Raw genomic sequence first — 19,266 nt, 5'->3', positions numbered from 1 at the left:
CATGTGTGGATTGGCGGGAATGTTGTTGCCGGCGCCTGTGGCGTCGGCCGAGGTGCTGCAGGCGCAGGTCCTGGCCATGGGCGAGGCGCTGCACCACCGCGGGCCGGATGATGGCGGCAGCTGGGTCGATGCCGGGGCAGGCATCGCGCTGGCGCACCGCCGGCTGAGCATTCTCGACCTGTCGCCGCTGGGCCACCAGCCGATGGCCTCGTCCGATGGTCGCTACGTCATGGCCTACAACGGCGAGGTCTACAACTTCGCCGCCCTGCGTGCCGAACTGGAGCCGATGGGGCATGCCTTCCGTGGCCACTCCGACACCGAGGTGCTGCTGGCAGCGATCCTGCAATGGGGCATCGAGGACACCCTGCAGCGCTGCAACGGCATGTTCGCCATCGCGCTGTGGGACCGCCAGCAGCAGTGCCTGTGGCTGGCCCGCGATCGTGTTGGCAAGAAGCCGCTGTACTACGGCTGGGCCGGTGACACCCTGGTGTTCGGTTCCGAACTGAAGGCGCTGTGGGAGCACCCGGCCTTCGACAACGACATCGACCGCGACGCACTGACCCTGTTGCTGCGATTGGACTACATTCCGGCCCCGCACAGCATCCACCAGCGCTGCTACAAGCTGATGCCGGGCCGCGTGCTGCGCCTGGATGCCGAAGCCGTCGCGGCGGGTGCATCGGCGCACCGCCCGGAACAGGCGCAGCGCCCCTACTGGGATGCGCGAGCACGCATGCAGGCGGCGCTGGCTGCGCCGTTCCAGGGCCGCATAGAGGAGGCCGAGGAACAGCTGGACGGGCTGCTGCGCGACGCAGTGGCGCTGCGCATGGTGGCCGACGTGCCGGTGGGCGTGTTCCTGTCCGGCGGCACCGATTCATCGCTGGTGGCCGCGCTGATGCAGGCACAGAGCGGTCAGCCGGTGCACAGCTTCAGTATCGGCTTCACCGGTTCGGGCCACGACGAGGCGCCGCTGGCCAGGGAACTGGCCGCGCATCTGGGCTGTGACCACACCGAACTCTACGTCAGCGGTGCCGATGCACTGGCGGTGGTGCCGCAGTTGCCGGCGATGTTCGACGAACCCTTCGCTGATGCCTCGCAGGTGCCGACCGCGCTGGTCGCCCGCTTGGCGCGGCAGGGCGTAACCGTCGCGCTGTCCGGCGATGGTGGTGACGAGCTGTTCTTCGGCTATACCCGCTATGTGCGCGCGCTGCGCAACTGGCAGATGCTGGGCCGCGTGCCGGGGCCGCTGCGGCGCTGGATGGGCGCGCGCTCCCAGCAGCAGGGCGAGGCCTCGCGTACCGGCGGCCTGGCCGCGCTGTTGGCCGAGTCCGGCGCGCGTGGCATCGGTGACGTGTACCGCAACCGCATCTCGCGCTGGCGCGACCCGACGGCGGCAGTGCCGGGCGCACAGGCTGCCGGCAGCTTCTACGACCTGGCCGATCCGTTGCACGGCGCCGGCACACCGGCCGACGCGATGATGCTGGCCGATTACGTGACCTACCTGCCGGATGACCTGCTGTGCAAGGTCGACCGCACCTCGATGGCAGTCAGCCTGGAGGCACGCGCGCCGCTGCTGGACTGGCGCGTGGCCGAGTTCGCCTGGTCGCTGCCGCTGGGCTTCAAGCGCAGCGAAACCACCAGCAAGGTGCTGCTCAAGCGCGTTCTTGGCCGCTACGTGCCGCAGTCGATGGTGCACCGGCCCAAGCGCGGATTCGGTGCGCCGGTCAGCGACTGGCTGAAGGGCGACCTGCGGCCGTGGGCCGAAGACCTGCTGCAGCCCGCACGGCTGGAGCAGGAGGGCGTGTTGTCGGCGGCGGCGGTGCAGCCGCTGTGGCAGCAGTTCCTCGGCGGCCAGCGCAAGTGGCATACCCATCTGTGGAACGTGCTGATGTTCCAGGCCTGGCAGGCACATTGGCGGCAGGTGCGCGCGGGCGTGACCGGCGGCTGATCTTCACCGGACGGCACGGACCCGGCGTCTAGGCTGGGCCTCCCGCACCGTGAGGAGAAAATCCCGATGTCCGTCCCCACCATCGCCGTGTTCGTCGGCAGCCTGCGCAAGGATTCCTGCAACCGCAAACTGGCCCATGCGCTGGAGAAGATTGCCGGTGACCGTGCGCGCTTCCAGTACGTGCAGATCGGTGATCTGCCGTTGTACGACCAGGACTTCGATGGGCACTATCCGGCGCAGGGTACCCGGCTGAAGGACCAGGTCCGTGCCGCCGACGCGGTGCTGTTCGTGACCCCCGAATACAACCGGTCGGTGCCGGGCGTGCTGAAGAACGCCATCGATATCGGCTCGCGCCCGTATGGCGACAGCGCGTTTGCCGGCAAGCCGGCGGCGGTGATCGGCGCCTCCATCGGCCAGATCGGCACCGCCGTGGCCCAGCAGCACCTGCGCAACAGCCTGGCCTTCCTGGACATGCACGTGCTCGGCCAGCCCGAGGCGTTCATTCATTTCAAGGACGGCCTGATCGATGCCGATGGCTCGATCCACAACGAAGGCACGCAGAAGTTCCTGCAGGGCTATGTGGACCGGTTCCTGGCGCTGATCGCGGTTCACGTCAAGGGCGATTGACGCCAGCGGTTGCCACCCCCATCTGCGATAATGCCCGCTCGGGTGCCGCAACGGCGCCCGTCGCAGGCAGTGCGACGCCCCCACGCCAATCTGGCCAGGCACCGGCGGATATCCCCCGTTTCTCCACGGCTTATCCACAGGCTTGTCCATGGCCGCCGGGGTCGGCGCATGCCTACACTCGTCCGGCCCACTTTTGCAGGAAACACCGCAGCATGTCCGCTCGCCCCGGCTTCCGTTCCAACCGCAGAGAGCGCGGTGATGGCTTCGATCGCGATCGCGACGAGTCGCGCATCGACCAGTTGCGGGTACCGCCCCATTCGGTGGAAGCCGAGCAGGCGGTGCTGGGTGGCCTGATGCTGGCTCCGGAGGCCTATGACCGGGTCAATGACCAGCTGACCGAAGGCGATTTCTACCGCCGCGACCACCAGATGATCTACCGCGCGATCCGTGAGCTGTCCGAGCGCGAGCGGCCGTTCGATGCGGTGACCCTGGGCGAGTGGTTCGAATCGCAGGGCAAGATGGAACTGGTGGGCGATGGTGCCTATCTGATCGAGCTGGCCAGTACCACGCCGTCGGCGGCCAACATCGTGGCCTACGCCGAGATCGTGCGTGACAAGGCAGTGCTGCGGCAGCTGATCCAGGTTGGCACGGACATCGTCAACGATGGTTTCCAGCCCGAGGGCCGTGAGAGCAGCGAGCTGCTGGCATCGGCGGAAAAGAGCGTGTTCGCCATCGCCGAACAGGGCGCACGCGGCCGTACCGATTTCGTGGCGATGCCCGGTGCACTGAAGGATGCCTTCGAAGAGCTGCGCAGCCGCTTCGAGAACGGCGGCAACATCACCGGCCTGCCGACCGGCTACAACGATTTCGATGCGATGACCTCCGGCCTGCAGCCGACCGACCTGATCATCCTGGCTGCGCGCCCGGCCATGGGCAAGACCACCTTCGCGCTGAACATCGCCGAGTACGCGGCGATCAAGTCGAAGAAGGGCGTGGCGGTGTTCTCGATGGAAATGTCGGCATCGCAGCTGGCGATGCGCCTGATTTCCTCCAATGGCCGCATCAACGCGCAGCGCCTGCGTACCGGCCAGCTGGAGGACGAGGACTGGAGCCGCGTCACCAGCGCGATCAAGATGCTGAAGGAAACCAAGATCTTCATCGACGATACGCCGGGCGTGTCGCCGGAGGTGCTGCGTTCCAAGTGCCGCCGCCTCAAGCGCGAGCATGACCTGGGCCTGGTGGTGATCGACTACCTGCAGCTGATGAGCGTGCCGGGCAACAGTGAAAACCGCGCGACCGAAATCTCGGAGATCTCGCGTTCGCTGAAGGGCCTGGCCAAGGAACTGCACGTGCCGGTGATCGCGCTGTCGCAGCTCAACCGCTCGCTGGAAACACGCACCGACAAGCGCCCGGTGATGGCCGACCTTCGCGAATCGGGCGCAATCGAGCAGGATGCGGACATGATCGTCTTCATCTACCGCGACGATTACTACAACAAGGAAAATTCGCCGGACAAGGGCCTGGCCGAGATCATCATCGGCAAGCACCGTGGTGGCCCGACCGGTTCGTGCAAGCTGAAGTTCTTCGGCGAATACACCCGCTTCGACAACCTGGCCCACGATTCGGTCGGCTCGTTCGAGTAACAGGCGTGCCGGCCGCTGTCCGGCAACCTCCTCCTGGCCGACAAACCATTCGAAACACCAAACGTCCGTATGTGGCGTGTAAATGACATGTAACGCGACGCTTCTACGATTCCGCCGCTGCTGCCCTTCGACGCCGCCCTTCGGCGTCCAGCGTGCCCGAGGAATCCGCCCCCATGCCGTCCCACGCTCCGCTCCGCCGCAATCTGCTGGCCCTGCTGGTCTGTGCTTCGCTGCCGTCGCTGGCTGTCGCTGAAACCGCCCCCGCGACCGACGCGCCGTCGGCCACCACCCTCGATTCGATCTCGGTGATCGGCCGCGGCGAAGCCCGCCAGGTGCAGCGTGTGACCGCCGAGGACATGAAGATCCTGCCGCCGGGTGCCAACCCGCTGAAGCTGCTGGCCAGCAAGCCGGGCGTGCACTTCGAATCGGCCGATGCCACCGGTGCCTACGAGTGGTCCACCACCATCAGCCTGCGTGGCTTCAACCAGAACCGCCTGGGCTACACGCTCGATGGCATTCCGCTGGGCAACATGGCCTACGGCAACAGCAACGGCCTGCACATCAGCCGCGCGGTGATCAGTGAGAACCTGGGCGGTGCGGAGGTCTCCACCGGCATTGGCGCGCTGGGTACGCCGTCCACCAGCAACCTTGGCGGCGTGTTCCAGTTCTACTCGATCGATCCGTCCACTGAATACGGCGTGGTTCTGGCACAGGGCTTCGGCAGCGACAATGCGCGCCGCAGCTATGCGCGCCTCGACACCGGCGACCACCAGGGCTTTGCGGCCTACCTGTCCGGCGCGTACTCGGAAGGTGACAAGTGGAAGGGCAAGGGCTCGCAGGAACTGAAGCAGTTCAACGGCAAGGCCACCTACAACTTTGGTGTGGACAGCAGGATCACCGCGCTGTTCAACGCCTCGCGCCGCGTCGAGGCCGATTACCAGGATCTGTCGCTGGAGATGATCGATCGCCTCGGCTGGGACTGGGACAACTACGCGCCGGACTGGGATCGCGCGGTTGCCGCGGCACGCGGAAAGTACACGGGTGGCGTCAACAGCCCGTGGGATGCGTACTACTCCGGCCACGGCCTGCGCAACGATGACCTGTCCAGCATCGCCGGCGATTTCGGCCTGAACGATTCGATGCGGTTGAAGGTGAATGTCTACAACCACAGCAACCGCGGCCAGGGTCACTGGTTCAGCCCGTCCAATCCATCCAACCCGGGCACCAGCCGCGAGATCCCGATCTCGATCCGCACTACCGAGTATGCGATCGACCGCACCGGTGTGACCTCGGCGTTCACCTGGAACGTGGCGGGCCACGAGCTGGAAGCGGGCCTGTGGTACGAGGACAACGGCCACAGCGTGCAGCGCAACTTCTATTACATCGACGGCCCGATCACCGACGATTTCTTCCTGCGCAATCCGGACCAGCGCGTGTGGCACCAGCGCTACACCACCATCACCCGCCAGTTCTACGTGCAGGACCGTTTCCGCCTGTTCGATGACCGCCTGACCATCGACATCGGTGCGAAGTCGCCGCACACCCGCACCAGCGTGCGCACGCCGCTGGGCAGCTATGCCAACAACAGCAGCCTGACCTCGAAGAAGGGTCTGCTGCCGCAGGCCGGCTTCAACTTCAAGCTCAACGAAGGCAACGAGATCTTCGGTTCGTTCGCCAAGAACGTGGCCGCGTACGCGCTGGGCGTGGGCAGCCCGTTCAACGTGCCGCAGGCCGCGTTCGATGCCAGCGCGAAGAGCCTGAAGCCGGAACAGTCGCGCACCCTCGAACTGGGCTGGCGCGGCTATGGCCAGGGCTATGAAGCGTCGGTGGCGGTGTATGACGTGAAGTTCGACAACCGCCTGCTGGCCATCGCGCAGTGCGTGGGCATCCTCGGTTGCCCGGCGCTGTTCTCCAACGTCGGTTCGGTGACCAGCCGCGGTGCCGAGGCGACCCTGCAGCTGAAGCCGATGCAGGACCTGACCTGGTCCAATGCGCTGTCGTGGAATGACAGTACCTACGACAACGACTACGTGAACAACGGCGTGGTGCCGACCCGCGGCAAGACGACCGTCGACACTCCGGAGTGGATGTTCGCCAGCACCCTGGCGTGGACGCCGGGCCCGTGGGACCTGCGACTGGCCGCCAACCATGTCGGCAAGCGTTACGTGACCTATACCAACGATGTGTCGGTGCCGAGCTACTGGCTGGTCAATGCGTCGGTGGCCTATGACTTCGGCACGCTCGGCCCGGCACAGAACCTGACCGTGGCGCTTAACCTGACCAACCTGACCGACAAGCGTTACCTGTCTTCGATCAACACCAACGGCACCTACGCCGCCGACCCGACCCGCAGCTTGGCGACCATGCAGGTCGGCGCGCCGCGGCAGGTGATGGCCACCGCCACCGTGCACTTCTGATGCGCGGGCCTGTCGATCCGGAAAGCCGTCGTCGCCTGTTGCGCATGGCGTGGCAGGGCGCGGGGGCGGCGATCGCACTGGCGGCGATGCCGGGGCTGGCCACGGCCGGCCCACGGCCGCGGCTGGGGCGTGATCCGTTCACCCTCGGTATCGCCGCCGGTGATCCGGATCCGCAGGGTGCAGTGCTGTGGACGCGGCTCGCGCCGGACCCGCTCAACGGCGGCGGCATGCCGTCGCGGGCGGTGCCCGTGCGCTGGTTCGTGGCCGAAGACCCTGGCATGCGCCGGCTGGTGCAGCGGGGCGTTGCTGCGGCTGTGCCGGAGCTGGCCCATTCGGTACATGTGGAGGTCAACGGCCTGCGTCCCGGCCGCGATTATTACTATCGTTTCGCCTGCGACGGCGATGAGGAAAGCGTGGTCGGCCACTTCCGCACCGCGCCGCTGCTGGACACGCAGTTGCAGCAGTTGCGGTTGGCGCTGTGTACCTGCCAGGCGTGGAACAGCGGCTACTACCCGGTGCTGCGTGACATCGCGCAGAGTGATGTCGACCTGGTGCTGCATGCCGGCGACTACCTGTATGAATACAGCCCGCTGCAGAACGCGCGTGGCAGCACGCTGGATGCGGCGCGGTTCAGTGGCGAGACGGTGAGCCTGGAACGTTACCGTGACCAGTACGCGCTGTACAAACTCGATCCCGACCTGCAGGCCGCGCACGCCGCACACGCGTTCGCGGTGATCTGGGATGACCACGAAGTGCAGAACGACTACTCCGGCATTCATCCGGAGAAGCCCGGCGTCTCGACCGAAGACTTCATTGTGCGGCGTGCCGCGGCGTACCGCGCGTTCTACGAACACCTGCCGATGCGCAGCACGCCTGCGGGCAACGGCGGCCTGCGCGTGCATCGACGGCTGCGCTATGGCGATCTGGCGCAGCTGACGCTGCTGGACTGCCGTCAGTTCCGCCCGGCCAATCCCTGCGGTGTGGGCGAGTCGCCGCGCTGCGAGGCGGCCCTGGATCCGCGCATGAGCATGCTCGGCACGGGCCAGGAGGCGTGGTTCGCGCAGTCGATGGCCGCCGCGCAGGGCACGCGCTGGAACGTGGTGGTGCAGCAGCTGCTGATGGCGCAGCTGCGGCTGGATGGTGGCACGCCGCGCGAGCGCTTCTGGAACGACGCCTGGGATGGTTATCCGGCGGCTCGCAACCGCCTGCTGCAGGCGATGCAGGCGGGCGGGCAGGGCAATGCCATCGTGCTGGGCGGTGACTGGCATTCCACCTTCGTCAACGACCTGAAGCTGGATTTCGACGTGCCCCGCTCGCCGGTCGTGGCCACCGAATTCATCGCCCCGGCGATCAGCAGTGGCGGCGACGACACGCCGTACGGTCCGTACTACGGACCGTCGATAGCGCAGAACCCGCATATCCGTTACTTCGATGGCGACCGCCGTGGCTGGTGGAAGCTGCAGCTGAACCGGCAGACCGTTGAGGCGGAGCTGCGCTTCGCCGACAGCGTGCTGCGTGCGGATGCCGCAGTGCGCACCGCGGCGCGCTTCCAGGTGACCCACGGCCGCCCGGGCGCAGTGCAGCTCCTGTAGAGCCGAGCCCACGCTCGGCTGCTTCTGGAAAGCCGCGCGCAGGCTCGGCTCTACAACGGCGGTGGACCGGTTTCATCGCCCCCAGCCCGGTTTCGTCGCAAACCGTTTGTGCGTGGCAAGGGCAGGGCGCCAAGGTGTCCGCAGGCGGCAAGGTGCCGCCACAAGGAGACCGTGATGAAGACCCTGTTCGCGCTCGGTGTGTGGTGCCTGCTGTTCGTGCTGTGCTGGCCGCTGGCGATCCTCGCCCTGATCGCCTGGCCGTTCGTCTGGCTGCTGAGCCTGCCGTTCCGACTGGTCGGCATCACCTTCTCGGCGCTGTTTGCGTTCCTGCGTGCGCTGTTCATGTTGCCGGCACGGTTACTCGGCGGCCGGGCGGTGGCGGCATGAGGGCCGTGTTGCTGATGGGCCTGGTCCTGTTGTCAGGCCCGGTGCTGGCCACACCGCCCGCGCCACCGTCGGCGTGGCTGGAACGCCAGCAGGCAGCCGGTGCCGACGAGGCGAATGCTGCGGGGGCGACGGCTTCGAAGGTGCCGGAGGCCAAGGCGCACTGCCGGGTCACGAAGGAATGGAAGGTTGGCGAGACGGTGGTGCAGCACAGGGTCTGTGACGATCCGCCGAAGAAGCCAGCTGAAAAGGTGTAGCGCCGAGCCCATGCTCGGCTGGGCCTTCACGGACCGCCAAGTGCGCAGCCGAGCGTGGGCTCGGCTCTACATGAAGAAGGGCAACAAAAAACCCCGCCGAAGCGGGGTTTTTCTTCTGCAGGTGAGTGCCGACCAACGGTCGGCACCTACCATGATGCAGATCAGTTCGCCTTGTGGATGGCGCGCTTGCTGACCGCCATCGCCGCGTCGTGGATCACTTCCGACAGCGACGGGTGGGCGTGGCAGATGCGGGCCAGATCATCGGCCGAGCCGCTGAACTCCATGGTCAGCACGCCTTCGTGCACCAGCTCGGAGACGTTGGCGCCGACCAGGTGCATGCCGAGGATGCGATCGGTTTCGGCGTGGGCCAGGATCTTGACGAAGCCTGCCGGCTCGATCATCGCCACGGCACGGCCGTTGGCGGCGAACGGGAAGCTGCCGGCCTTGTACGGAATGCCTTCGGCCTTCAGCTGCGCTTCGGTCTTGCCGACCCAGGCCAGTTCCGGCTCGGTGTAGATGACCCACGGGATGGTGTCGAAGTTGACGTGGCCCGGCAGGCCGGCGATCAGCTCAGCCACCGCGATGCCTTCCTCGAAGCCCTTGTGCGCCAGCATCGGGCCGCGCACGCAGTCGCCGACCGCCCAGACGCCGTTGACGCCGGTGTGGCAGTGCGCGTCGACTTCGATCTGGCCGCGCTCGTTGATCTTGACACCGGTGCCTTCGGCCAGCAGGCCCTTGGTGGCGGCGCGACGGCCGACGGCCACCAGCAGCTTGTCCACGGTCAGGGTCTTTTCGCCTTCGCTGTCGGTGTAGGTGACAACGACTTCCTTCTTCTTGCCCTTGCCGGTGATCTCGGTCTTGGAGACCTTGGCACCGAGGCGGATGTCCAGGCCCTGCTTCTTGAATTCCTTGGCAGCGGTCTTGGCCACTTCGGCGTCGGCCACGGCCAGGAACTCCGGCAGTGCTTCCAGGATGGTGACTTCAGCGCCCAGGCGCTTCCACACGCTGCCCAGTTCCAGGCCGATCACGCCGGCGCCGATCACCGCCAGGCGGTTCGGCACTTCGGTGAAGTCCAGGCCGCCGACGTTGTCGACGATGGTCTCGCCGTCGAACTTGGCGAACGGCAATTCGATCGAATCCGAACCGGCCGCGATGATGACGTTGGTGCCCTTCAGCTCGACGATGGAACCGTCATGCTGGGTGACCTTGACCACGTTGCCCGGCTGCAGCTCGCCGAAGCCGTAGTAGGCGGCGACCTTGTTGGCCTTGAACAGCATGCCGATGCCGCCGGTGAACTGCTTGACGATCTTGTCCTTGCGGCCAATCATCGCCTCGACGTCGATCTTGGCATCCTTGAAGCTGATGCCGTGGTCGCCAAAGATGTGGCCCATGTTCCAGAACTGGCGCGATGAATCCAGCAGCGCCTTGGACGGGATGCAGCCCACGCGCAGGCAGGTGCCGCCGAGGGCCGGCTTGCCGTCCTTGCCCAGCGCTGCGTCGATGCAGGCGGTCTTCAGGCCCAGCTGGGCCGCGCGGATGGCAGCGTGGTAACCGGCCGGGCCGGCACCGATGACGACGACGTCGAATTGTTCAGCCATTGAATTATTCCTTGATGCATTACCAGAACCCCTCCGCGCAGGCGCGGAGGGGCGGGAGGTGTCTTACAGGCCGAACAGCATGCGGCCCGGGTTTTCCAGCTGGTTCTTGATGTCCACCAGGAACTGCACCGAATCCTTGCCGTCGATGATGCGGTGGTCGTACGACAGCGCCAGGTACATCATCGGCGCGATCACGACCTGGCCGTTCTGGGCGATCGGACGCTCCTTGATGGCGTGCATGCCGAGGATGGCGCTCTGCGGCGGGTTGATGATCGGGGTCGACAGCAGCGAACCGAAGGTGCCGCCGTTGGTCACGGTGAAGGTGCCGCCCTGCAGTTCGTCCAGGCCCAGCTTGCCGTCACGCGCCTTCTTGGCGTAGTCGGCGATGGTCTTCTCGATGTCGGCGAACGACATGCGCTCGACGTTGCGCAGGACCGGGGTGACCAGGCCCTTCTCCGTCGAGACGGCGATCGAGATGTCCGAGTAGCCGTGGTAGATGATGTCGTCGCCGTCGATCGAGGCGTTGACCAGCGGGAAGCGCTGCAGCGCGTTGGCCGCGGCCTTCACGAAGAAGCTCATGAAGCCCAGCTTGATGCCGTGGGCCTTGACGAACTCGTCCTGCAGTTCCTTGCGCGCAGCCGAGACCTTGGACAGGTCGACTTCGTTGAAGGTGGTCAGCATGGCGGTGGAGTTCTTCGACTCCATCAGGCGCTCGGCGATGCGCTTGCGGATGCGGGTCATCGGCACGCGTTCTTCCGGACGTGCACCACCGGCCTTGCCGGCGCCGCCGTTGCGGGCGAAGTTGACGATGTCTTCCTTGGTCACCGCGCCGCGACGGCCGGTGCCGTCGACGTCGGCCGGGTTCACGCCTTCGGTGATGGCGGTGAAGCGGGCGCCCGGCGGCAGGGTGTCGGCGGCCGACTTGGCAGCCGGGGCCGGAGCGGCGGCAGCGGCCGGAGCAGCGGCGGCCGGGGCAGCGGCAGCAGCCGGAGCGGCTTCAGCAGCCGGAGCCGGGGCAGCAGCCACGGCGCCTTCTTCGATGATCGCCACGACCTGGCTGGAGGTCACGGTCGAGCCTTCGGCGAACTTGATTTCCTTCAGCACGCCGTCGACCGGCGACGGCACTTCCAGGACGACCTTGTCGGTTTCCAGGTCAAGCAGGTTTTCGTCGCGCTTGACGGCGTCGCCCACCTTCTTGTGCCAGGTGGCGATGGTGCCGTCGGCGACGGATTCGGGCAGTACCGGGGCTTTGACTTCGGTGGCCATTGCGGGAGCTTCCTGGTTTGTCTTCTAAATAGGGGGAGGATTATTCAGCGAACGAGTCGTTGAACGGGTTGACCAGCGCGTCGGCGACCAGCTGCTGCTGTTCGCGGACGTGGTCAGCCATGTGACCGGCAGCCGGCGAAGCCGAACGTGCGCGACCGGCGTAGTGCAGGTTCTGGCCATCGGCCAGGCAGAACTGCAGGTGGTGGCGGATCTGGTACCACGCACCCTGGTTCTGCGGTTCTTCCTGCGTCCACACCACGTCGGTGGCCTTGCCGTACTTCTTCAGTTCGGCGGCCAGCAGCGCACGCGGGAACGGATACAGCTGCTCCACGCGGATGATCGCCACGTCGTCCTGGCCGCGCTTGGTCTGGTCTTCCAGCAGGTCGTAGTAGACCTTGCCCGAGCACAGCACCACGCGCTTGACCTTCTTGGCGTCCGCGTTGGCGTCGCCGATCAGGTGCTGGAACTCGCCGTTGGCCAGTTCGTCCAGGGTCGACACGGCCAGCTTGTGGCGCAGCAGCGACTTCGGCGACATCACCACCAGCGGCTTGCGGGTGGTCAGGTGCTGCTGGCGGCGCAGCATGTGGAAGGCCTGCGCCGGGGTCGACGGCACCACCACCAGCATGTTCTCCAGCGCGCACAGCTGCAGGAAGCGCTCCAGGCGCGCCGAGCTGTGTTCCGGACCTTGCCCTTCATAGCCATGCGGCAGCAGCAGGGTCAGGCCGGAAATGCGGCCCCACTTGGCTTCACCGGCGGCGATGAACTGGTCGATGACGACCTGGGCGCCGTTGGCGAAGTCGCCGAACTGTCCTTCCCAGATGCACAGCGTGTTCGGATCGGTGGTGGAGAAGCCGTACTCGTAGGCCATCACCGCTTCTTCGCTCAGCAGCGAATCGATGACGGTGGCCTTCTCCGGCGAATCCACCAGCTGCCGCAGCGGCATGTAGTAGTTGTCGGTCTTCTGGTCGTGCAGGATCGCGTGGCGGTGCGTGAACGTACCGCGGCCGACGTCCTGGCCGACCAGGCGCAGTGCATTGCCTTCGTCGAGCAGGGTGGCGTAGGCCAGGTTCTCGGCAAAGCCCCAGTCGCCCGGAATTTCGCCGGCGGCCATCTTGCGGCGGTCGTCGTAGACCTTGGCCACGCGCGAGTGCAGCTGCACGTCTTCGGGAATGGTGTTGATCAGCTTGGCCAGCTCGACCAGCTTGTTCTTCTCGACCTTGGTCGAGATCGGATCGGACAGCTTGCCTTCCAGCAGCTTCGGCCAATCGACGAACAGCGGGCTGGTCGGCGGGGTCTTCTCGACCTTGGCCAGCTCGGTGGTCACTTCACCGGCATCGAGCTTCTCGCGGTAGGCATCGACCATCGCCTTGCCAGCGCCGGCGGCGATCACGCCCGCCTTTTCCAGCTGCTCGGCATACATCTCGCGGGTGGTGGCGTGCTTGCGGATCACCTGGTACATCAGCGGCTGGGTGATCGCCGGTTCGTCGGCCTCGTTGTGGCCCCAACGGCGGTAGCACATCAGGTCGATGACCACGTCCTTGGCGAACTTCTGGCGGAACTCGAAGGCCAGCTGCGCGGCGAACACCACCGCTTCCGGATCATCGCCGTTCACGTGCAGCACCGGGGCGGCGATCATCTTCGCCACGTCGGTGGCGTAGCGCGTGGAACGCGTATCCAGCGGGTTCGAGGTGGTGAAGCCAACCTGGTTGTTGACCACGATGTGCACGGTGCCGCCGACGGCGAAGCCGCGGGCCTGCGACATCTGGAACAGCTCCATGACCACGCCCTGGCCGGAGAAGGCGGCGTCGCCGTGGATCAGGATCGGCATGACCTGCTTGCGTGCGGTGTCCTTGCGGCGCTCTTGGCGCGACCGCACGGAACCGGCCACGACCGGGTCGGCGATTTCCAGGTGCGACGGGTTGAACGCCAGCGCCAGGTGCACCGGGCCGCCGTCGGTCGCGACGTCGGCCGAGAAGCCCATGTGGTACTTCACGTCACCGGCCGAGGCGTGCTCGTCGTGCTCGAACTTGCCTTCGAACTCGTCGAACAGCTTGCGCGGGTTCTTGCCCAGGGTGTTGACCAGCACGTTCAGGCGGCCGCGGTGGGCCATGCCGATCACCACGTCCTTGACGCCATCCTTGCCGGCGCTGCGGATGATGGTGTCCATCATCGGGATCAGCGAGTCGCCGCCTTCCAGCGAGAAGCGCTTCTGGCCGACGTACTTGGTGTGCAGGTAGCGCTCCAGGCCTTCGGCCGCGGTCAGGCGCTCCAGGGTGCGGCGCTGGGTGTCAGCGTCCAGCTGGTAGTTGCCACCGGCCGCTTCCAGCTTCTTGTAGATCCACTGGCGCTGCTCGACCTCGGAGATGTGCATGAACTCCGCACCGATCGAGCCGGTGTAGGTCGCCTTCAGGCGCGCCAGCAGGTCGCGCAGCTTCATGCGCGGCTGGCCACCGACGCCGCCGGTGCTGAACTCGCTGTTGAGGTCACCATCGGACAGGCTGTGGAACGGCAGGCCCAGGTCCGGGGTGTTGACCGGTGCGGCCAGGCCCAGCGGATCGAGGCGCGCGTCCAGGTGACCACGGGAGCGGTAGGCGGTGATCAGGCGACCGACATTGCGCTCACGCTCGTCGCCCGCACCGCTACCGGTGCCGGCTTTCAGCGCATCCTTGGCCGCGTCCGCGATGTGGGAGATGACAGCCGAGTGCGGGATGTCACCTGCTTCGCGGCCCTTGAAGCCGTCGAAGTAGGTTTTCCATTTGGGATCGACACTATCCGGGGAGACCAGGTACTGCTCGTACAGGTCCTCGACATAGGAGGCGTTGCCGCCGGCGAGTTGCGAAGATTGCGCAAACTGCTTCAGTTGATTGTCCACGATGGAGGGTGCTGATTCGCTTTGTGGGGTATGGCTTCAGAAGGACCCGGCACGAAGATGAATAGCCATGCACGGGCGCGTTCAAACAGCCAAATTGTACCCCCAACCGGACACGAAGGGGCACCACCAGAGGCATCGGGCGTCCCCCGGTGCCGCTTCCAGACAGGTTGGCGCGGTGGCGCGCGCTCAGATGCCGAGCGCGCGCAGTTCGCTGCAATCGCGCGAACGGTCCCAGACACGCTGCAATTGCTGCTCGAACGGCTGCGAACGTGCCGGCAGCGCGATGCCGGCTTCGCCGTCGAGGCGATGCCCGATCAGACGAAAGTAGAAGTCGCCGGCATCGTTGAGCAGGCAGGCCGAGGCCAGCGCACGGTCGACCGGGTCGGTGACCTCGCGGAACTGGATCACGCTTGGCAGGCGCTGGGCCAACGCCAGCAGCGGTGCCCCGGCAGCGGCAATGGCAGCCGCATCGTGCACGATCACCCGCAGCTGCTTGTCGTGGCGGGCGGTGACGAAGCGGCGCAGGGCGGCCTGCACCTGCGGTGCGTCAAGCAGGCCGGGGTCCAGCTGGCGGCTGTGCAGCCACAGCTGGCGGCGGGCGCGGTGGATGATGGCGGTGGTGATGGCCACCGCTTCGGCACGGCTGTCGATGGCACTGGCCACGCCCAGCCGGCGGCGCATCTGCTGGTGGCCGATGCCGGCCTCCTCGAACACCTCGCCCTCGGGCAGGAAGCCCTGGCGGGCATAGAAGTCACGGGCCTGCAGCTGCGCGTGCAGGTGCAGTTCGGCCAGGCCGAGCCGGCGCCCGGCCTCGACCAGTGCCTCCAGCAGGGCTTCACCGACGCCGCGGCTGCGATGGCTGGCCAGCACCGCCATGCGGCCGATGCGTCCATCCGGGGCCAGTCGGCCGGTGCCGACCGGTTCGCCGTCGGCGTCCAGCGCCAGTACATGGGCGCTGACCGGGTCCAGCGCGTCGCGCTCCAGTTCGGCGGCGATGCCCTGTTCCTGCACGAACACCCGCTGCCGCACGTCGTGGATTGCGACGTGGGCGTCGGCGTGGCTGACCTGCTGGACCCGGACCATGGCGGCGACTCAGGCGCGGCCGACGTCGCTGTCGTCTTCCTCGTCGTCCTCGAAGTTGACGATGACCTCGATGCCGTCGTCGTGCACGGTCACGGAGTGGACATCGTCGGACACCGCATCGGCGTCGATCGCATCCACGCGGTCACGGCCTTCGACGACCTCGCCGAGCACCGCGGCATCTTCGCCGTCGTCCTCGTCTTCGGCCTCGTATACCTCATTCGGGTCGATCAGCTGGAACACCCCGCCGACCAGCAGCTGCTGGACCACGGCACGGCCCTTGTCGGACAGGCCGCGATAGGCGGCGGCATCGAGCTGTTCGGCGCCGGCCAGACGCTGGGCGTCCTTCACCGGCAGCGCGAAGTCCTGGCCGCTGACGTACAGGCTGGCGCCGCGCTTGGCCCGGCGCCAGGCCAGGCGCGCCCACGGGTGGCGCTGCAGCAGCAGGCCCGACGCCAGGGCCTGGACCACTTCCTCCGGTGCCGGTGCTGCCTGGTGGGCCATCACTTCGCCCGCTGCACGGTAGGTGGTGATGAAGCGGCCGAACCAGTCACCCAGCTTGTCCGGGTCGTTCATGCGGATGGCGTTGAGAGCGGTGATCACCCGCGCCATCGCCACCGTGTCGATCTCGTTCGGGTCGGCCGGCACCTTGAGGTCGGCATCCTGGTAGCGGATGTTCTCGTCGGCATCGGCGATCAGGGTGTCCAGGTAGTCGCTGATCAGCTCGGCCGAGGACGGCGCGCGCATGCCGAAGGAGAAGGTCAGGCACGGATCTTCGGCGACGCCGTGGTGCGGCACGTTCGGCGGCAGGTACAGCATGTCGCCCGGCGCCAGCACCCAGTCGTGGGTCGGCTTGAACACCTTCAGCAGCTTCAGCTCCACGTCCGGGCGGAAGCCCAGCGGCGGCTGCTTGCCCTTGATCGATTCGCTGGCATCGATCTGCCAGCGGCGATGGCCGTGGGCCTGCAGCAGGAACACGTCGTACTGGTCGACGTGGGCGCCGACCGAGCCGCCGGTAGCGGCGAAGCTGATCATCACGTCATCCATGCGCCAGCGCGGCAGGAAGCTGAAGTGCTCGATCAGGGCGCGCACGTCCGGGTCCCACTTGTCCACGTCCTGCACCAGCAGGGTCCAGTCGTGGTCGGGCAGGGCGGGGAACACGTCTTCCTGGAACGGGCCGGTGCGCACGCGCCAGCCATCCTGGGCCTTGTCGTGCTCGATCAGGCGCGCCAGCACGCCTTCCTCGCAGGCCAGCCCGGCCAGGTCTTCCGGCTGCACCGGGGTCTGGAAGTCGGGGAAGGCGTTGCGGATCAGCAGTGGGCGCTTCTGCCAGAAGTCGCGCAGGAAGGTGGCCGGCGCCATGCCCAGCGGCTGGCCGGGGCGGGCGGTGACTTCGATGAGCGGAGCGGAGGACTTGCGGGCGGCCATGGGGGAATCCTTGCAGCGGAAAGCGGGAGGGGCGGCGCGGCGGGCCGCCAAGGTCTCCATTGTCCGACGTTCGTTGGGATTGCGCACGTGCGGTGGTTTGTCGCGGGGTTCCGGCCAACGGCGGAGCCCCTCGTGGCGGTGTGGGTTCACAAGCAAAAGCCGCGCTTGGCCGGGCGGGTGGGCTGCGCGGGGGACGCTGCAAGTACGTCCATGTAAGCTCGATCGCCGCATCCATGCGGCTCACGCCCCCGCGCAGCCCACCCGCCCGGCCCCTGACAGTTTCCTGCGCGGCCCGCCACGGAATGGAAGAAGGAGATCAAGGGCAACAGCGGGTCGCGCGCTGCGCTTGCTCGTGTAGAGCCGAGCCCACGCTCGGCTTGCCGTTGCCATTGCGAAAGGCAGCCGAGCGTGGGCTCGGCTCTACAGCGATCCCAAGACAAAGAGGGACGCGGCGAAGCCGCGTCCCTCTTTCAAATTCCGTCCCGACAACCCAATGCTCTTCAATCCGTCACCGGAATCTGTCAGAGGTGGGGCGGGTTGGGTTCGCGGGGGTGTCAGCCGCATGGATGCGGCTGCCAAGCCTCCACGGACGGATTCACGGCGTCCCCCGCGAACCCAACTTGCCCCGCCCAGCTAGCAGCAATCCAGAGCCGCTCTTGACGTTGATGTTGATGTTGCTGTTGCTGTTGCCGTTGCCGTTGCCTGCCGCAGGCAGCGCCCGCGGCCGCCGCCGCAGGAAAACCTTAGATCTTCTTCGCCAGCGATTCCGCCAGACCGGTGTAGCTGCCCGGGGTCATCTCCAGCAGGCGCTGCTTCGCATCCGCCGGCAGCTCCAGCCCCTGCACGAACGCGCGCATCGACTCGGCGGTGATGCCCTGACCACGGGTCAGCGCCTTCAGCTGCTCGTACGGATTCGGCAGGCCGTGGCGGCGCATCACCGTCTGCACGGCCTCGGCCAGCACTTCCCAGGCCGCGTCCAGATCCGCGTCCAGGCGCTGCGGGTTCACTTCCAGCTTGCCCAGGCCCTTGGCCAGCGAATCCAGCGCCACCTGGCTGTGGCCGAACGCGGTGCCCAGCGCGCGCAGCACGGTGGAGTCGGTCAGGTCGCGCTGCCAGCGGCTGATCGGCAGCTTCGCGCTGAAATGCTCGAACAGCGCGTTGGCGATGCCGAAGTTGCCTTCGGCGTTCTCGAAATCGATCGGGTTGACCTTGTGCGGCATCGTCGACGAACCGACTTCGCCTTCCTTCAGGCGCTGCTTGAAGTAGCCCAGCGAAACGTAGCCCCAGATGTCACGGGCCAGGTCGATCAGGATGATGTTGGCGCGGCGCGCGGCATCGCCGATCTCGGCGATGTTGTCGTGCGGCTCGATCTGCGTGGTGTACGGGTTGAACACCAGGCCCAGGCCGGTCACGAAGCGCTCGGCGAAGGCCGGCCAATCCACGTCCGGGTAGCTGGCCACGTGCGCGTTGTAGTTGCCTACCGCGCCGTTGATCTTGCCGGTCAGTTCGACGGCGGCGATCTGCTTGCGCTGGCGTTCCAGGCGGGCGACCACGTTGGCCAGTTCCTTGCCCAGGGTGGTCGGCGAGGCGGTCTGGCCGTGGGTGCGCGACAGCATCGGCTGGCCAGCCTGGGCGTGGGCCAGGCTGCGCAGGCTGTTGGCGATGCCGTCCAGGGTCGGCAGCAGCACCTCGCGGCGGGCCTGTTCCAGCATCAGGCCGTAGCTGAGGTTGTTGATGTCTTCGCTGGTGCAGGCGAAATGCACGAATTCCAGCGCCGGGGCCAGCTCGGCGTCGTCCTTCAGCTGTTCCTTGATGAAGTACTCCACCGCCTTGACGTCATGGTTGGTGGTGCGCTCGATCTCCTTCACGCGCGCGGCCTGCGCCGGGCTGAAGCTGGCGGCCAGAGCACGCAGGCGTGCGACGGCGGCGTCGGAGAACGGGGCCAGCTCGACGATGCCCGGCTCGGCGGCCAGGGCCAGCAGCCACTCCACCTCGACCACGATGCGGGCCTTGATCAGGCCGTACTCGGAGAAGATCGGGCGCAGGGCGTCGACCTTGCCGGCATAGCGGCCATCGAGCGGGGACAGGGCGAGCAGGGCGGAATCGGACATGTCGGCAGGGCTGGGGCGAGCGGCGGGGGCCATATTCTACGACGTG

13 protein-coding genes are annotated in these 19,266 nt (G+C 66.8%); 7 read left to right on the top strand and 6 right to left on the bottom strand.

Annotated features, from left to right (window positions below; translation table 11 throughout):
* Window position 1: 1 nt before the first annotated feature.
* The 7 genes from asnB (at window position 2) to ACW5IY_RS14490 (ending at window position 8,865) form a co-directional block, all read left to right on the top strand.
* Complete coding sequence (asnB, locus tag ACW5IY_RS14520; protein WP_049434870.1) at window positions 2–1,945, top strand: asparagine synthase (glutamine-hydrolyzing); 1,944 nt, start codon at window positions 2–4, stop codon at window positions 1,943–1,945.
* 66 nt (window positions 1,946–2,011) lie between these two features.
* Window positions 2,012–2,572 carry an NADPH-dependent FMN reductase gene (locus tag ACW5IY_RS14515; protein ID WP_043401598.1) on the top strand — a complete coding sequence of 187 codons (561 nt, stop codon included), beginning with the start codon at window positions 2,012–2,014 and terminating at the stop codon, window positions 2,570–2,572.
* A 212-nt stretch (window positions 2,573–2,784) separates the two neighbouring features.
* Entirely contained in the window at window positions 2,785–4,215 is a 1,431-nt protein-coding gene (locus ACW5IY_RS14510) for a replicative DNA helicase (RefSeq protein WP_010486827.1), read from the top strand.
* A gap of 173 nt (window positions 4,216–4,388) precedes the next feature.
* The gene (locus tag ACW5IY_RS14505) at window positions 4,389–6,632 is read left to right on the top strand and encodes a TonB-dependent receptor family protein (RefSeq protein ID WP_049434881.1); all 2,244 of its coding nucleotides are present in this window, start codon (window positions 4,389–4,391) and stop codon (window positions 6,630–6,632) included.
* Window positions 6,632–8,224, top strand: coding sequence for an alkaline phosphatase D family protein (locus tag ACW5IY_RS14500; RefSeq protein WP_049434883.1), 1,593 nt, complete (start codon window positions 6,632–6,634; stop codon window positions 8,222–8,224). Before ACW5IY_RS14505 ends, ACW5IY_RS14500 begins: the two co-directional genes overlap by 1 nt.
* Before the next feature lie 174 nt (window positions 8,225–8,398).
* Window positions 8,399–8,611, top strand: coding sequence for a hypothetical protein (locus ACW5IY_RS14495; protein ID WP_010486834.1), 213 nt, complete (start codon window positions 8,399–8,401; stop codon window positions 8,609–8,611).
* Complete coding sequence (locus ACW5IY_RS14490) at window positions 8,608–8,865, top strand: hypothetical protein (RefSeq protein ID WP_032952780.1); 258 nt, start codon at window positions 8,608–8,610, stop codon at window positions 8,863–8,865. Before ACW5IY_RS14495 ends, ACW5IY_RS14490 begins: the two co-directional genes overlap by 4 nt.
* Window positions 8,866–9,026: 161 nt before the next feature.
* Here ACW5IY_RS14490 and lpdA read toward each other — a convergent pair whose 3' ends face one another.
* From lpdA to purB, 6 genes are all read right to left on the bottom strand, one after another.
* Window positions 9,027–10,463, bottom strand: a complete 1,437-nt coding sequence (gene lpdA / locus ACW5IY_RS14485) for a dihydrolipoyl dehydrogenase (RefSeq protein WP_010486837.1) — start codon at window positions 10,461–10,463, stop codon at window positions 9,027–9,029.
* 63 nt (window positions 10,464–10,526) lie between these two features.
* Window positions 10,527–11,729 (bottom strand): dihydrolipoyllysine-residue succinyltransferase, encoded by a 1,203-nt coding sequence (gene sucB, locus ACW5IY_RS14480; protein WP_005413940.1) that lies wholly within the window; start codon window positions 11,727–11,729, stop codon window positions 10,527–10,529.
* A gap of 40 nt (window positions 11,730–11,769) precedes the next feature.
* Entirely contained in the window at window positions 11,770–14,601 is a 2,832-nt protein-coding gene (locus ACW5IY_RS14475) for a 2-oxoglutarate dehydrogenase E1 component (RefSeq protein WP_049434887.1), read from the bottom strand.
* A 186-nt stretch (window positions 14,602–14,787) separates the two neighbouring features.
* A complete protein-coding gene (locus ACW5IY_RS14470; RefSeq protein WP_049434889.1) occupies window positions 14,788–15,684 on the bottom strand; it encodes a GNAT family N-acetyltransferase in 897 nt (298 codons plus the stop codon).
* A 9-nt stretch (window positions 15,685–15,693) separates the two neighbouring features.
* Complete coding sequence (locus tag ACW5IY_RS14465; RefSeq protein WP_049434891.1) at window positions 15,694–17,109, bottom strand: ribosomal protein uL16 3-hydroxylase; 1,416 nt, start codon at window positions 17,107–17,109, stop codon at window positions 15,694–15,696.
* Between the two features lie 743 nt (window positions 17,110–17,852).
* Window positions 17,853–19,220 (bottom strand): adenylosuccinate lyase, encoded by a 1,368-nt coding sequence (purB, locus tag ACW5IY_RS14460; protein ID WP_049436769.1) that lies wholly within the window; start codon window positions 19,218–19,220, stop codon window positions 17,853–17,855.
* Between the last annotated feature and the right edge of the window lie 46 nt (window positions 19,221–19,266).

It is taken from the genome of Stenotrophomonas sp. C-A (genome assembly GCF_054030835.1).
This window is presented reverse-complemented; position numbering and strand designations above follow the sequence as displayed.